General features: G+C 63.9%; 11 protein-coding genes and 1 tRNA gene. 8 read left to right on the top strand and 4 right to left on the bottom strand.

What is annotated here, in order from left to right; genetic code table 11:
• Positions 1-146 precede the first annotated feature (146 nt).
• Complete coding sequence (gene greA / locus J8I26_RS16785; RefSeq protein ID WP_209608251.1) at positions 147-623, top strand: transcription elongation factor GreA; 477 nt, start codon at positions 147-149, stop codon at positions 621-623.
• A 158-nt stretch (positions 624-781) separates the two neighbouring features.
• Here greA and yhbY read toward each other — a convergent pair whose 3' ends face one another.
• Positions 782-1240: a ribosome assembly RNA-binding protein YhbY gene (gene yhbY / locus J8I26_RS16780; RefSeq protein WP_209608250.1), complete on the bottom strand. Its 459-nt coding sequence runs from the start codon at positions 1238-1240 to the stop codon at positions 782-784.
• Positions 1241-1315: 75 nt separating this feature from the next.
• Here yhbY and J8I26_RS16775 point away from each other — a divergent pair, with 75 nt between their 5' ends.
• The 5 genes from J8I26_RS16775 to J8I26_RS16755 all read left to right on the top strand — a co-directional run bounded on the left by J8I26_RS16775 (position 1316) and on the right by J8I26_RS16755 (position 7633).
• Complete coding sequence (locus J8I26_RS16775; protein WP_209608249.1) at positions 1316-1960, top strand: RlmE family RNA methyltransferase; 645 nt, start codon at positions 1316-1318, stop codon at positions 1958-1960.
• A gap of 410 nt (positions 1961-2370) precedes the next feature.
• On the top strand, positions 2371-4260 hold the full coding sequence (gene ftsH / locus J8I26_RS16770) for an ATP-dependent zinc metalloprotease FtsH (RefSeq protein WP_209608248.1): 1890 nt from the start codon (positions 2371-2373) through the stop codon (positions 4258-4260).
• A 214-nt stretch (positions 4261-4474) separates the two neighbouring features.
• Positions 4475-5326 carry a dihydropteroate synthase gene (gene folP / locus J8I26_RS16765; RefSeq protein ID WP_209608247.1) on the top strand — a complete coding sequence of 284 codons (852 nt, stop codon included), beginning with the start codon at positions 4475-4477 and terminating at the stop codon, positions 5324-5326.
• Between the two features lie 226 nt (positions 5327-5552).
• Positions 5553-6887, top strand: coding sequence for a phosphoglucosamine mutase (glmM, locus tag J8I26_RS16760; protein WP_209608246.1), 1335 nt, complete (start codon positions 5553-5555; stop codon positions 6885-6887).
• A gap of 47 nt (positions 6888-6934) precedes the next feature.
• Positions 6935-7633 (top strand): winged helix-turn-helix domain-containing protein, encoded by a 699-nt coding sequence (locus J8I26_RS16755; protein WP_209608245.1) that lies wholly within the window; start codon positions 6935-6937, stop codon positions 7631-7633.
• A gap of 87 nt (positions 7634-7720) precedes the next feature.
• Here J8I26_RS16755 and J8I26_RS16750 read toward each other — a convergent pair whose 3' ends face one another.
• Both J8I26_RS16750 and J8I26_RS16745 read right to left on the bottom strand, forming a co-directional pair.
• A complete protein-coding gene (locus J8I26_RS16750; RefSeq protein ID WP_209608244.1) occupies positions 7721-9013 on the bottom strand; it encodes a cytochrome c in 1293 nt (430 codons plus the stop codon).
• Positions 9010-9693: a c-type cytochrome gene (locus J8I26_RS16745; protein ID WP_348635333.1), complete on the bottom strand. Its 684-nt coding sequence runs from the start codon at positions 9691-9693 to the stop codon at positions 9010-9012. Before J8I26_RS16745 ends, J8I26_RS16750 begins: the two co-directional genes overlap by 4 nt.
• 260 nt (positions 9694-9953) lie before the next feature.
• Between J8I26_RS16745 and J8I26_RS16740 the strand changes: the two genes are divergently transcribed.
• Positions 9954-10029: transfer RNA gene (locus tag J8I26_RS16740), tRNA-Arg, on the top strand.
• 75 nt (positions 10030-10104) lie between these two features.
• Here the strand turns inward: J8I26_RS16740 and J8I26_RS16735 are convergent.
• A complete protein-coding gene (locus tag J8I26_RS16735; protein WP_209608243.1) occupies positions 10105-12558 on the bottom strand; it encodes a penicillin-binding protein 1A in 2454 nt (817 codons plus the stop codon).
• Between the two features lie 305 nt (positions 12559-12863).
• Between J8I26_RS16735 and J8I26_RS16730 the strand changes: the two genes are divergently transcribed.
• The gene (locus tag J8I26_RS16730; protein ID WP_209608242.1) at positions 12864-14780 is read left to right on the top strand and encodes an ATP-binding cassette domain-containing protein; all 1917 of its coding nucleotides are present in this window, start codon (positions 12864-12866) and stop codon (positions 14778-14780) included.
• Positions 14781-14992 lie beyond the last annotated feature (212 nt).

Here is a 14992-nt window from a genome sequence, read left to right as displayed (position 1 = left end):
CGTTCCGTTCATCAGTGATGATTGTTCCCGGAAAGACGACGACCGGTCGCCAGATTGCGCGACGGAGTTCTCCTTTTGCGTTTGCAATCGCGCGGGTGAACCTTGCCTGCGTTTTCCGGAATTCCCTAACCTTGAGCAAGAGACTTATGAGCACAGTTCCCCTTACCAAGCGTGGTGCCGAACTTCTGAAAGAAGAGTTGCAACGTTTGAAATCCAAAGACCGTCCGGAAGTCATCAATGCGATCGCCGAAGCGCGCGCGCAGGGTGACTTGTCGGAAAACGCCGAGTACGAATCGGCCAAGGAGCGCCAGTCCTTCATCGAAGGACGTATCGCCGACCTGGAAGGCAAGCTGGGCGCGGCCCAGATCGTCGACCCGGCGGAATTGAGCGCCGATGGCCGGGTGGTGTTCGCCGCCACCGTGGACCTGGAAAACCTGGAAAGCGGCGAGAAGGTGACCTACCAGATCGTGGGCCTGGACGAGGCAGACATCAAGGAATCCAAGGTGTCGGTGACGTCGCCGATCGCGCGCGCCCTGATCGGCAAGAGCGCCGGCGACGTGGTGGCGGTGGAAGCGCCGTCGGGCCTGAAGGAGTATGAAATCCTGGAAGTGCGCTACGTCTGATGATGCGCGCGTCCCGTCCGAACCGGCGGGACCAGGCCTCACGCCGCCGTGCGCGGCCGTGAGGGAGTCGGACCCGGAGCAAGACGTGAAAATGCCCGCATCAGCGGGCATTCTGTTTTCTGACTTCGGCGCAATCCGGAGCCGACCGCAGCGCCGGCTTAACCCAGCGACTTCTTGGTGCTGCGCTGGCGCGGCTTGGCGCGCTTGACCAGGCCGCCGGCGGTGACGCGTTCATTGCCCTTGAGCATGACCTTGTTGACCGTCGGGCGTTTGGTGGTGTGGGTCTTGACGATGGTGACTTCGCGCAGGCCGCCCTTGGCGCCGGCGGCGGCCTTCTTCAGGTCTTCCTTGCGCGGGCGGTAGAGCACGAGCAGCTTGCCGATGTGCTGCACCGGCGCGGCCTTGAGCTCTGCGCAGATGGTTTCGTAGATCGCGATGCGTTCTTCGCGGTCGTCGCCGAACACGCGCACCTTGATCAGGCCGTGGGCGTTGAGGCTCTTGTCGATTTCCTTCAAGACGGAGTCGGACAGGCCGCTTTCGCCGACCATTACGACCGGATTGAGGGCATGGGCCTGGGCGCGCAGTTCGCTGCGCTCGGCGGGGGTAAGTGTCAACATGGGAATGCGAAGCGGGACCGGGCGCCGGTGGCGCGAAGCTGTCCCTGAAAGAGATAAAACCAGTATTCTACGCGAATGGCAAAGAACAAACTGAACAAAAACTGGCTGCACGACCATATCAACGATCCTTATGTGAAGCTTGCGCAAAAGGAAGGCTATCGTGCGCGCGCCGCTTACAAGCTCAAGGAAATCGACGAGGAAGAGCGCCTGATCAAGTCGGGCCAGATCATCGTCGACCTCGGCTGCACCCCGGGCAGCTGGTGCCAGTACGTGCGCAACAAGCTGGCCGGCGCCGAGGGCGGCGGCATCCACGGCACCATCATCGGCCTGGACATCCTGCCGATGGATCCGATCGCCGACGTGCATTACATTCAGGGCGACTTCCGCGAAGAGGACTCGCTGCAGCAGCTCGAGGCGCTGCTGGACGGCCGCAAGGTCGACCTGGTGTTGTCGGACATGGCGCCCAACCTGTCCGGCGTGGCGATCGCCGACGCGGCGCGGGTCGAATATCTTATCGATCTGGCAATCGAGTTCGCACAGATGCACATGAAACCCACCGGCGCGCTACTGGTGAAGTGCTTCAACGGCACCGGCTACAACGAGCTGGTGCATAAATTCCGCGCCGAGTTCAAGACCGTCGCCTCCAAGAAGCCCAAGGCCAGCCGCGACAAGTCGTCCGAAATTTTCCTGTTAGGGAAAATCCTGAAGAATCCGCGCTGACAAATCAGGTACAGTGACCGAAAGAAGTGCGGAAAAGCAGGAATCAACACGCCGTTTTTTGCTCAAAAACTGTCAAAAGAAGCCGTTTTGGCGTCTTGTTTTGCCCACTTTCAGCCTCATATCGATTTTCGGAAGCCGTCATCAGGCCGTGTTTGCTGTCTTTTCGGCAAGCCCGATGTAGTTTTGCTTCCATCGCCTGTACTGCCGACGTGACGCCGACAACGGTCGTCAATGTCGATGAATATCAGTGCGGCAATGCAGGCTCCCCGGTTGTATCTTCATTGCCGCGTTGCTGGCTTGGCACGGCAGGGCAGGGGCGACTCGGCGGTTTCCTAGTAAGGGTGGTTGAATCCGGGTAAAATCGGAGCGTACAAAGGCAACGTGGCGCATAGCGCGTCGGAGGAGTTCCAGTGAACAACATGTTTTCCAAGGCGGCCATCTGGGTGGTCATCGCGCTCGTACTGTTTATGGTGTTCAAACAGTTCGACAGCCGCAGCATGGCGTCGAATGCCAAGTCGATCGCGTATTCCGACTTCATCACCGAGGTGAAGGCCGGCCACATCAAGGATGCAACCCTTGAAGACCGCACCATCGTTGCCACCACCCAGGACGGCACCAAGGTCAAGACCGCGGCCACCGTGCTGGATCGCGGCCTGGTCGGCGACCTGCTGAACAACGGCGTGAAGTTCGACGTCAAGCAACCGGAAGAGCAATCCTTCCTGTCGCAAGTTTTCATTTCCTGGTTCCCGATGCTGTTGCTGATCGGCGTGTGGATCTTCTTCATGCGTCAGATGCAGGGCGGCGGCAAGGGCGGCGCATTCTCCTTCGGCAAGTCCAAGGCGCGCATGCTCGATGAGAACAGCAACTCCGTCACCTTCGCCGACGTCGCCGGTTGCGACGAGGCCAAGGAAGAAGTGCAGGAGCTGGTCGAGTTCCTGCGCGATCCCACCAAGTTCCAGAAGCTGGGTGGTCGTATCCCTCACGGCGTGCTGATGGTCGGCCCCCCGGGTACGGGTAAGACGCTGCTGGCTCGCGCCATCGCCGGCGAAGCCAAGGTGCCGTTCTTCACCATCTCCGGTTCCGACTTCGTTGAAATGTTCGTCGGTGTGGGCGCGTCCCGCGTGCGCGACATGTTCGAAAACGCCAAGAAGCATGCGCCTTGCATCATCTTCATCGACGAAATCGACGCCGTCGGTCGCCATCGTGGCGCCGGCATGGGCGGCGGTAACGACGAGCGTGAACAGACCCTGAACCAGATGCTGGTTGAGATGGACGGCTTCGAGGCCAACTCCGGCGTCATCGTGATCGCCGCGACCAACCGTTCCGACGTGCTGGATAAGGCGCTGCTGCGTCCGGGCCGTTTCGACCGCCAGGTGATGGTCGGCCTGCCCGATATCCGTGGGCGCGAACAGATCCTGTACGTGCACATGCGCAAGGTGCCTATCGCTCCGGACGTCAAAGCCGACATCCTGGCGCGCGGCACCCCGGGCTTCTCCGGCGCCGACTTGGCCAACCTGGTCAACGAAGCCGCCCTGTTCGCTGCGCGCCGCAACAAGCGCCTGGTCGAAATGCAGGACTTCGAAGACGCCAAGGACAAGATCGTCATGGGCCCGGAACGCAAGTCGGCCGTGATGCGCGAAGAAGAACGTCGCAACACCGCTTACCACGAGTCCGGCCACGCGGTGGTCGCCAAGCTGCTGCCCAAGGCCGATCCGGTGCACAAGGTCACCATCATGCCGCGCGGCTATGCGCTGGGCCTGACCTGGCAGCTGCCTGAACATGACCGTGTGAACATGTACAAGGACAAGATGCTGGAAGAGATCTCCATTCTGTTTGGTGGCCGTATTGCCGAAGAGATCTTCATGCACCAGATGTCCACCGGCGCGTCCAACGACTTCGAGCGCGCCACCAAGCTGGCCCGTGCGATGGTGACCCGCTACGGCATGTCCGAGACCCTTGGCACCATGGTCTACGAGGACTCCGAGCAGGATGCCTACTTCGGCCGCATGTCCGCCAAGACTGTGTCGGAAGCGACGCAGCAGAAGGTCGACGCCGAGATCCGCAGCATCCTGGACGAGCAATACGCCCTGGCGCGCAAGCTGCTGGAAGAGCACAGCGACAAGGTCGACGTGATGGCCAAGGCGCTGCTCGAGTGGGAAACTCTGGATGCAGACCAGGTCAACGACATCATGAACGGCGACGAGCCGCGTCCGCCGCGCAACGGCGTCCCGGCCAAGAAGTCGTCCTCGGACAACAACCGTCCGGGCGACGTTACGCCGAACGCTACTGCACCGGCCTGATTCTGACGATCAAGCCGGTTTGGACAGCGAACCGATCAAAGGGTGAGGAGCAATCCTCGCCCTTTTTTCCGTCTGGTCAGTGATAAAAAAGGCAACATCGTGGCTGGCGTCGGACCGTATCCATTCGCCGCCGGTTGCCGGCAGCAAGTACATGCGCCGACCTCAGGCGGCAAGCAACACGTAACAACATGGCAAGACAAAGAAGTTAGGCAAGATGACACCAGCATTCCTCAAATGCGGCAGGTTCCGCCTGCCGGTCCAGCAAGGCCGTCGCCCCCTGGTGATGGGTATCCTCAATGTGACGCCGGACTCGTTCTCCGACGGTGGCCGTCACAATTCCCTTGAATTTGCGCTTTCGCATGCCGAGCAGATGATCGCCGACGGCGTCGACATCATCGACATCGGCGGCGAGTCGACCCGCCCGGGCATCGCGCCGCTGTCGCTGGAGCAGGAGCTCGAGCGGGTGATGCCGATCATCTACGCGCTGCGCGACTGCGGCAAGCCGCTTTCGATCGATACCTACAAGCCGGCCGTGATGCGCGAAGCCCTGCTGGCCGAGGTCGACATGATCAATGACATCAACGGCTTCCGCGCTGAGGGTGCGATCGATGCGGTGAAGGACAGCGAGGCCGCCCTGTGCGTGATGCACATGCAAGGCGAGCCGCAGACCATGCAGCAGGAGCCGCGCTATGACGACGTGGTGGGCGAGGTCGAGCAATTCCTGCGTCGCCAGGTGGCGCTGATGAGCTCGGCCGGCGTGGCGCGTGAGCGCATCTGCATCGATCCCGGTTTTGGATTTGGCAAGAGTGTGGAGCATAATCTGGCTTTGCTGAAAAGCACCAGGCGCCTGATTGCCAATCTCGGCCTGCCGCTGTTGGCCGGCATGTCGCGCAAATCCATGGTGGGCGCGGTTACCGGCAAGCCGCTGGAAAAGCGCATGGCCGGCAGCATAGGTGCGGCGCTGGCGGCGGCGCAGCAGGGCGCGATGATCGTGCGCGTGCACGACGTGGCCGAGACGGTGGATGCGCTCAAGATGTGGCAGGCGGGACGGGAAGACGCGCAGTAACCAGGCCATCAGTGACCGATGCATGGTCGGCGGGTCGGTGAATGGCCGTCGGCCCGGCCGGCACCCGACAACGACAGCAAAAACGACAGCAACAGCAAAGAGCAGACAGCAACAACGGGGACGCCGGTTTCACCGGCCACAAGAATTCGATTCAGCGAGCGGCATCGGCCGCTCCTTGCGATGCCGCGGGACGCGGCACACCCAGTTTGGGAAGGAAAGGAAAACCATGGCAGCAAAATACTTCGGCACCGACGGCGTGCGCGGCCGCGTGGGCGTGGCGCCCATCACTCCTGATTTCGTCATGCGCCTGGGCTATGCCGCCGGCAAGGTGCTGGCCAAGACCCGCGACGGTGTGGCGAAACCGACGGTGTTGATCGGCAAGGACACCCGGATCTCCGGCTATATGCTGGAAGCCGCGCTGGAAGCCGGTTTCGCTGCGGCCGGCGTGGATGTCTGGCTGGCCGGCCCGGTGCCGACGCCTGCGGTAGCCTACCTTACGCGCGCATTGCGCCTGTCGGCCGGCGTGGTGATCTCGGCCTCGCACAATCCTTTCCACGACAACGGCATCAAGTTCTTCTCGGCCACCGGCAACAAGCTGCCCGACTCGGTCGAAGCCGACATCGAAGCCGCGCTGGAACAGCCGATGGACTGCGTGCCCTCGGAGAAGCTGGGCAAGGCGCGCCGCCTGTCCGATGCGCCGGGCCGCTACATCGAGTTCTGCAAGAGCACCTTCCCCAACGCGCTGGACCTGCGCGGCATGCGCCTGGTGGTGGACTGCGCCCATGGCGCGGCCTACAACATCGCGCCGCACGTGTTCCATGAGCTGGGCGCCGAAGTCATCACCATCGGCAATCAGCCTGACGGCTACAACATCAATGAAGAATGCGGCGCCACCGCGCCCAAGGCGCTGGCCGCGTCGGTGCGCGAATACCGCGGCGACCTCGGCATCGCGCTGGATGGCGACGCCGATCGTCTGCTGATGGTCGACGCATCCGGTCGCATCTACAACGGTGACGAGCTGCTGTACCTGATGGTCAAGGATCGCCTGGCTACCGGCCCGGTCGAGGGCGCGGTCGGCACGCTGATGACCAACATGGCGCTGCAGGTGGCGTTCAAGAAGATGGGCATTGCTTTCGAGCGCGCTAAGGTGGGCGACCGTTACGTGCTCGAAGTGCTGCAGGAAAAAGGCTGGCAGCTGGGCGGCGAAGGCTCCGGCCACCTGCTGTGCCTGGACAAGCACACCACAGGCGACGGCATCGTCTCGGCGCTGCAAGTGCTGTCGGCGCTGCGTCGCAGCGGCCAGACGCTGGCGCAGATGACGGCCGACCTGAAGCTGTTCCCGCAGGCGCTGATCAACGTCAAGATCCCGCTGGGCTACGACTGGAAATCCAACGCCGCATTGCAGGCCGAGAAAGCCGCCGTGGAGGAAAGCTTGGGCGAGCGCGGCCGCGTGCTGCTGCGCCCGTCGGGCACCGAGCCGCTGATCCGCGTGATGGTGGAAGCCGAAGATGCCGACCTGGCGCGCAGCATGGCCCAGCGCATCGCCGACAAGGTGCTCTGAGCGCTGCGCGATCGAATCCTTCCCCGCCATTTTCAGACAAAAGGACAATGTCAAAAGAGTCACCCCATATCCTGATGGTCGAGGATGAGCCAAGTATCGCCGAGCTCCTGCGCTTCACGATGCAGGGCGCCGGCTTTGCCACCACCATCGCCACCGATGTCGCTCAGGCGCGCCGGCTGATCGCCGAGGCGTTGCCGCACGCCGTGCTGCTGGACTGGATGCTGCCCGACAGCTCCGGCCTGGCGCTGCTCTCCGAGCTGCGTCGCGATCAGCGCACCGCCGCGTTGCCGGTGATCATGCTGACCGCCAAGGGCATGGAAGAAGACAAGGTCAAGGGCTTGAATGAGGGCGCCGACGATTACGTCACCAAGCCGTTCTCGCCCAAGGAGCTGGTGGCGCGGGTGCAGGCGCTGCTGCGCCGCAAGGCGCCGGAGATCGGTAGCCAGGCGCTCAAGTACGGCGCCATCAGCATCGACGTCGAGCGACGCCAGGTGTCGGTGGACGGGCGCCCGGTGGCGCTGGATCAGGCAGAGTTCAAGCTGCTGCGTTACCTGGTGGCGCATCCGGATCGCATCTTCTCGCGCGCGCAGTTGCTCGACAAGGTCTGGGGCGACCATACCTTCATCGAAGAGCGTACCGTGGATGTGCACATCATGCGCTTGCGCAAATCGCTGGGCGACCTGTCGCATTACGTGCAGACCGTGCGCGGCGTCGGCTACAAGCTTAGCGCCGAGGTGCAGGAGTAGTCGCGCACGTGGCGCGCCTCGCGCGTCAGCATAAAAAAAGCGATCCGGCCGGATCGCTTTTTTTATTGCCGCAAGCCGCTCGAATGCTCAGTCGAGCGGCACGCTGCGATAGCGGTTCACTTCCACCGGCGAAACAAAGCCGGCGCGGTTGTCCCAGCTGTTGCGGATGTAGGAAACCACCGCCGCCACCTCCTGGTCGGACAGGCGCGGCCCGAATGGCGGCATGCCGAACGGATAAGGATTACCGGTGGTGGAGGGCGGATAGCCGCCGTTGAGCACGATGCGGATGGCGTTAACTGCGGAAGGGCCGGCCACAGCCTGGTTGTCGTTGAGCGGCGGATAGTCCGGCGCGTTGCCTTGGCCCTTACTGCCGTGGCAATCCACGCACAATTCGCCGTAGAGTTTTTTTCCCGCTTGCAGGATGCGTTCCGCCTCCGCCGCCTCGGGTTGCTGCCTGGTCGTGCTCGGCGAGGCCGGCGACGGCGGCAGCGATTGCAGGTACAGCGTCATCGCCGCGATGTCGCGCTCATCCAGATATTGCAGGCTCTTGCCGACGACTTCTGCCATCGGTCCGAACACCGCCCCGCGCGGCGAGACACCGGTCTTCAGCAGCGCGCCCAAATGTTCGGCCTGCCAGTCCCCCAGGCCGTGTCGGCGCTCGCCATTGAGCGGCGGCGCGTACCACTCCAGACCCGGAATCATGCCGCCTGCCAGCTGCAGCGGCGAGACGCTGGCGCCGAAGCTGTTGCGTTCGCTGTGGCAGGTGCTGCAATGGCCCAAGCCCTGCACCAGGTAGGCGCCGCGATTCCATTGCACGCTTTGCCCGCTCTCGGCCACATATTGGCCGGGTTCGAAATACAGCGCGCGCCAGAAGGCCAGCAGGAAACGCTGGTTGTAGGGAAAGCGCAGCGCGTGCTCCTGGTTGGGGCGTCCCACCGGCTGCACCGACTGCAGGTAGGCGAACAGGGCATCACTGTCGTCGCGGCTTAACTTGGTGTAGCTGGGGAAGGGGAAGGCCGGGTAGAGGAAGCTGCCGTCGCGCGCGCGCCCGTGATGCAGCGCGCGCCAGAAGTCGTCGGCACTCCAGTTGCCGATGCCGGTTTCCTTGTCCGGTGTGATGTTGGAGGAATACAGCGCACCGAACGGCGTGTCGATGGCGCGTCCACCGGCATAAGCGGCGCCGCCGCGCATGGTGTGGCAGGCCATGCAATTGCCGGCGCGCGCCAGGTATTGGCCTTGTCGCAGTTGCTGCGCGCGGTCGGCCACAGGCGTGGCTACGCCGGGATCTTCATCGCGCAGCACTTGCCAGGCAAGCACGGCGGCCAGTGCCAGCAACAGGGCTAGCACCAGTGCGCCGATGAGCAGTGCGGTTTTTTTCATCGGCCGCTCCTGGCGCTGTGGCTCATGCTGCCGCACGTCATGGGCAGCGGCGCCGGCAAGGACGCGGCGGGAAGCGCGCCGGCCGGTACCGGCTGGGCCGACAACCAGCTGCTGGCGGCGTTGATGTCTTCCGGCGTCAGCGCCTGGGCAATGTCAGCCATGCAGTCCGGCGTGCGCGCCTTGCGCACACCGTTGCGCCAGGCGCCCAGCTGGGCATTGATGTAATCGCGTGGCAGTCCCAGCAAGCCGGGGATGGCCGGCTGCACGCCGGTCAGCGCAGCGCCGTGGCAGGCGGCGCAGGCGGGGATGCGTCGCTCCCTGATGCCGTCGGTGACCAGTGCGCGGCCGCGCTCCAGCACCGCGGCAGTGGCAGCGGGCGGCACAGGGGGCGGATAGGGGGGGTGTTCGTTGGCGAAGAAGGCGGCGATCTGGTGCAGATAGTCGTCTGACATATTGGCCAGCAGGTAATTCATCATCGGGTACTGGCGGCGCCCGTCGCGGAAATTCTGCAGCTGGTTGAAGAGATAGGTTTCCGGCTTGCCGGCGATGCGCGGATAGTAGCCGTCTGCAGTCGCGCGCCCCTCCTTGCCGTGGCAGGCGGTGCAGGCCGCTACCCGTTCGGCCATGCCGGGCGGTGCGACCGTCGCCTGCGTCTGTGCTTGCGCTGGGCCGCCGGCGATCCAGCACGCCAGCGCCAGGCAGGCCGCCGGCAGGCATTGGGTCCAGCGGGACGGGATGGGTTGCGACCTCAAGCGGGTCTTCCTTTCTCTGAGTGTCCGGCGGCGCAGCGAGAGTGAAGCGGATGCAGTGCCGGCCTATTGTAGTGGAAGCCGCCGCGCCACTGTTCCATACAAGGGCCATACATGGCCCGGCATGAGCGGGCGGCAAAATAGCGCGGCTTTGCAAGCCATGGCGCAGCGGATACAATAACGCCCTTGCTGCCCCCGTAGCTCAGTGGATAGAGCGATCCCCTCCTAAGGGATAGGTCACACGTTCGATCCGTGTCGGGGGCGCCAGCATAAAAAAAGCGCAGAAGATGTCTTCTGCGCTTTTTTCTTTTGCGGCCCGCCTCGGCCGATGAGGGCGAACTATCAGGGGCTCTGATAGGTATTGTCGTTGAAGCGGCGTGCGTTCTCGTTTTGCGTCGGACGCGCCGGCGTTTGCGTGCCGGGCGCGCTGGGCGCCGCTTGCGTGGCCGGCGCCGGACCGCTTGGCGCCGAACTTGGCGTCCAGCCGAAGAAGTTGGAGATCGCATCGACCACCGTCACGCCGACGTTGGTGACCAGGCCGTTCTCCGGCGTGAAGTTGTCGTAGTACGGCTCGCCGTCGATGAAGCGGATGCCGTCCGGCACCGGCTGCTCGAACTGCGGCACGCCCTTGAGCGCCTTGCCCATGTAGTCGACCCAGATCGGCAGCGCCAGTTGCGCGCCGAATTCCATGCCGCCCAAGCTCTTGGGCTGGTCGTATCCCATCCACACCACGGTGGCCAGCGTGCGCTGATAGCCGGCGAACCAGCCGTCGACCGCGTCGTTGGTGGTGCCGGTCTTGCCGGCCAAGTCGGTGCGGCCCAGGCTGTTGCTGCGCGCGCCGGTGCCGCGCTGGGCTACCGACTTCAGCAGGTTGGTCATCATGTAGCTGTTGCGCTCGGCCACCACGCGCGGCGCGCCGTTGCCCACCACCAGCGGTGCCGCCTGCGACAGAGCCTTGCCGCGCGCGTCGGTGATCAGCGAGATCAGGTAGGGCTGAATCTTGTAGCCGCCGTTGGCGAACACCGCATAGGCCGCCGACAACTGCAGCGGGTTGGTCTGGCCCGCGCCCAGCGCCATCGGCAGGTAAGGCGGCACCTTGTCCGGATCGAAGCCGTAGGTGCCGGTGATGAAGTCCTTGGCGAAGGGCACGCCGATGTTGTCCAGCGTGCGGATCGCCACCAGGTTGACCGACTTCTGCAGCGCGGTGCGCACTGTCATCGGGCCGGCCGGCGGTTCGTCATCGCGCGGCTCCCAGTTCGGCTGGCCGGGACCGGCGGGGTAGGAGACCGGTGCGTCATTGACGATGGAGGCCGGGGCGAAACCTTTTTCCAGCGCCGCCGAATAGATGAAGGGCTTGAAGGTCGAGCCCGGTTGGCGCCATGCCTGGGTCACGTGGTTGAAGTTGTTCTGGGTGAAGTCGAAGCCGCCCACCAGCGCGCGGATCGCGCCGTCCTGCGGCACCACCGACACCAGCGCCGATTCCACCTGCGGCAGCTGCACGATCTGCCAGTTCTGCTTGGCGTCCTGCATCACGCGGATCAGCGCGCCCGGCTGGATGCGGATCTCCTTCTTGGCCTTCTCCGACAGGGCATTGGCGACGAAGCGCAGCGCCTCGCCCTTGATGGTGACCTTGTCGCCCGAGCGCAGCACCGCGTCCACTTGCTTGGGGCTGGCGGCCACCACCACGGCGGCCAGGATGTCGTCGTTGTCGGGATGGTCGTCCATCACGTCGTCGATGGCGGCGGCGCGGTCTTCGGCATTGGTCGGCAAGGGCACGGTCTCTTCCGGACCGCGGTAGCCGTGGCGGCGGTCGTAGTCCATCACGCCCTTGCGCACGGCCAGATAAGCGGCCTGCTGGTCGGCGGCGTTGACGGTGGTGTAGACATTGAAGCCCTGGGTGTAGGTGTCTTCCTTGTATTGCGCGTAGACCATCTGGCGCACCATCTCATTGACGTACTCGGCATGCACGGTGTACTGGCTGCCCGGCGCGCGCACCTTCACTTCTTCCTTGGCGGCCTTGTCGTACTGGGCCTGGGTGATGAAGCCGACGTCCAGCATGCGCTGCAGGATGTACTGCTGGCGAATGTGGGCGCGCTTGGGGTTGACGATCGGGTTGTAAGCCGACGGCGCCTTGGGCAGGCCGGCCAGCATCGCGGCCTCGGCCAGGTCGACGTCCTTGAGATCCTTGCCGAAGTAGGTGCGCGCGGCGGCGGCGAAGCCGAAGGCGCGCTGGCCCAGGTAGATCTGGTTCATGTAGACCTCGAGGATCTGGTCCTTGGTCAGCGCGGATTCGATCTTGTTGGCCAGCAGCACTTCATACAGCTTGCGGGAGAAGGTCTTTTCCTTGGTCAGGAACACGTTGCGCGCCACCTGCATGGTGATGGTGGAGGCGCCCTGCGAGGCGCTGCCGCGCAGCACGTCGGTGACCAGCGCGCGGGCGATGCCGATGTAGTCGATGCCGCCATGCTGGTAGAAGCGGTAATCCTCGATCGCCAGCACGGCGTTCTTCATGTCGGCCGGAATGTCGTCCAGCTTGACCAGGCTGCGCTTTTCCTCGCCGAATTCGCCCAGCAGCACCTTGTCCTCCGACCAGATGCGCAGCGGCACCTTGGGCCGGTAATCGGTGATCAGGTCCAGCGAGGGCAGGCGCGGATTGATGAAGATCAGCGCATACACGACCAGCAGCGCGCCGGCGATGGCCAGACCGACGATGGACAAGCCGATGAACTTGGCGATATTGGGATTGAGGAAACCGCGTTGGCGGCGCAGCGGGGGCGGGGAGTTGGAAAGATGCATGGGGTGAGCGGGAATCTGAATGCGCTATCTTACCGCATCGGGCGCGCCGGCCCGCCGGGGCGGCTGCGGGCAATGCTTAACGAGATGTAAAAGATGTTTCGCCGAGGCGCCTGCTCGATGCTTTTGATGTCGCAAAGCAAACAATTGCTTCGGCGCCGCCAGATGTCGCCTTTCGAACGCTCTTCCCGCCCGTTTTGCAGCATTTCCCCGCGCCAGCCGGTACAATGCCGCTCTTTACGCGCATCTGCGCCTTTTCACCCATCCGTCGCGCGGCCCCGGTCGGCGCACTCCAGGTACAGCATCCTATGGCAGTCATTTCCCTCACCGACGCGCAGTTGGCCTTCGGCCACGTAGCGCTCCTCGATCACGCCGAATTCTCGCTGGAGACCGGCGAACGCATCGGCCTGATCGGCCGCAACGGTACCGGCAAGTCTTCACTGCTGAAGATCATCGCGGGCCGCTCCAAGCTCGATGACGGCCTCTTGGTGATGCAGCAGGGCCTGAAGATTGCCTATGTCGACCAGGAGCCGCACTTCCCGTCGGAGATGAGCGTGTTCGATGCCGTGGCCTCGGGCCTGGGCGAATTGCCGGCGCTGCTGGCCGAGTACGAGGCCATCACCGGCCAGTTCGGCGGCGACAACGACGACGCGCTGCTGGAGCGCATGCACCAGATCCAGACCGTGCTGGACGCGGCCGATGCCTGGTCCATCGGCAACAAGGTCGAAACCACGCTGGACAAGCTCAACCTGAACCGCGACGCCAGGATCGGCGAGCTCTCCGGCGGTATGAAGAAACGCGTGGCGCTGGCCTGCGGCCTGGTCGGCAACCCTGACGTGCTGCTGCTGGACGAACCGACCAACCACCTCGACTTCGGCTCCATCCTGTGGCTGGAAGGCCTGCTGCGCGACTTCAAGGGCAGCATCCTGTTCATCACCCACGATCGCTCCTTCCTGGACAACGTCTCTACCCGCATCATCGAGCTGGACCGCGGCAAGATCCTGTCCTTCCCCGGCAACTTCACCACCTACCAGACGCGCAAGGCCGAGCTGCTGGCCAACGAGGAAGTGGAGAACGCCAAGTTCGACAAATTCCTGGCACAGGAAGAAGTCTGGATCCGCAAGGGCGTGCAGGCGCGCCGCACCCGCGACGAAGGCCGCGTGCGTCGCCTGGAGGCATTGCGCGTGCAGCGCAGCGAGCGCCGCGACCGGCAGGGCCAGGTCAAGCTGGAGGTTGGCACGGGCGAGCGTTCGGGCAAGATCGTGGCGGAACTGGAAAACGTCAACAAGGCCTATGGCCCCAAGACCATCGTGCGCGATTTCTCGTCCATCCTGATGCGCGGCGACAAGGTTGGCCTGATCGGCCAGAACGGCGCCGGCAAGACCACGTTGTTGAAGCTGATCCTCGGCGAGGAAGCGCCCGACAGCGGCACCGTCAAGCAAGGCACCAAGATGCAGGTCGCGTACTTCGACCAGATGCGCGCCCAGTTGAATGAAGAAACCAGCCTGGCCGACACCATCGCGCCGGGCAGTGACTGGGTCGAGATCAACGGCCAGCGCAAGCACGTGATGACCTATCTGTCGGACTTCCTGTTCGCCCCCGAGCGCGCGCGCTCGCCGGTGCGTACGCTGTCCGGCGGCGAGCGCAACCGCCTGCTGCTGGCGCGCCTGTTCGCCAAGCCTGCCAACGTGCTGGTGCTGGACGAACCGACCAACGACCTCGACATCGACACGCTGGAGCTGCTGGAAGAGCTGCTGGAAGAGTACGAAGGCACGGTGTTCCTGGTCAGCCACGACCGCATGTTCCTGGACAACGTGGTGACGCAGGTGATCGCCTCCGAAGGCAACGGCGTGTGGCGCGAGTACGTGGGCGGCTACACCGACTGGGAGCGTCAGCGCCCGGCGGCCTCGGCGGCCAGGCCGGCGGTGAAGAACGACAAGGTGGAAGTCAAGGCCGAGTCGACCATGGCCGCGCCGGCGCCGGTGGCTCCCGCGCAACCGAAGAAGAAGCTCAGCTACAAGGAGCAGCGTGAGCTGGAAGAACTGCCCAAGCGCATCGCCGAGCTGGAAGCGGAGCAGAAAGTGATTTCGGAAAAGCTGGCCGACCCCGGGCTGTACAAGAGCAACGCCGACGAGGTGGTGAAGTTGAATGAGCGCTTCGCCGAGATCGATGAGGAGTTGCTGACCAGCCTGGAGCGTTGGGAAGAGATCGACGGGCGCAAGTAGGCAGCCGAAGAGCGGCGACCGCGTCACGACACAATTTCTTCCGTGCCGCTCCTGCGAAAGCGGGAGCCAGCGGCTTTGTTTGTGCCGCGACGCCGGTTGAACGACGCTGGGTCCCCGCTTTCGCAGGGACGACGAGTCGCTCCGACCAAGCGAGCGGTCAAACAAAACGGGCGGCATCATGACGATGCCGCCCGTTTTCATTTCTCCGTCGT

The sequence above is a fragment of the Herbaspirillum sp. LeCh32-8 genome (assembly GCF_017814915.1).
Classification (GTDB): domain Bacteria; phylum Pseudomonadota; class Gammaproteobacteria; order Burkholderiales; family Burkholderiaceae_D; genus Herbaspirillum.
The sequence above is the reverse complement of the archived record's forward strand: the minus strand, read 5'-3'. Positions and strand labels throughout refer to the sequence as shown.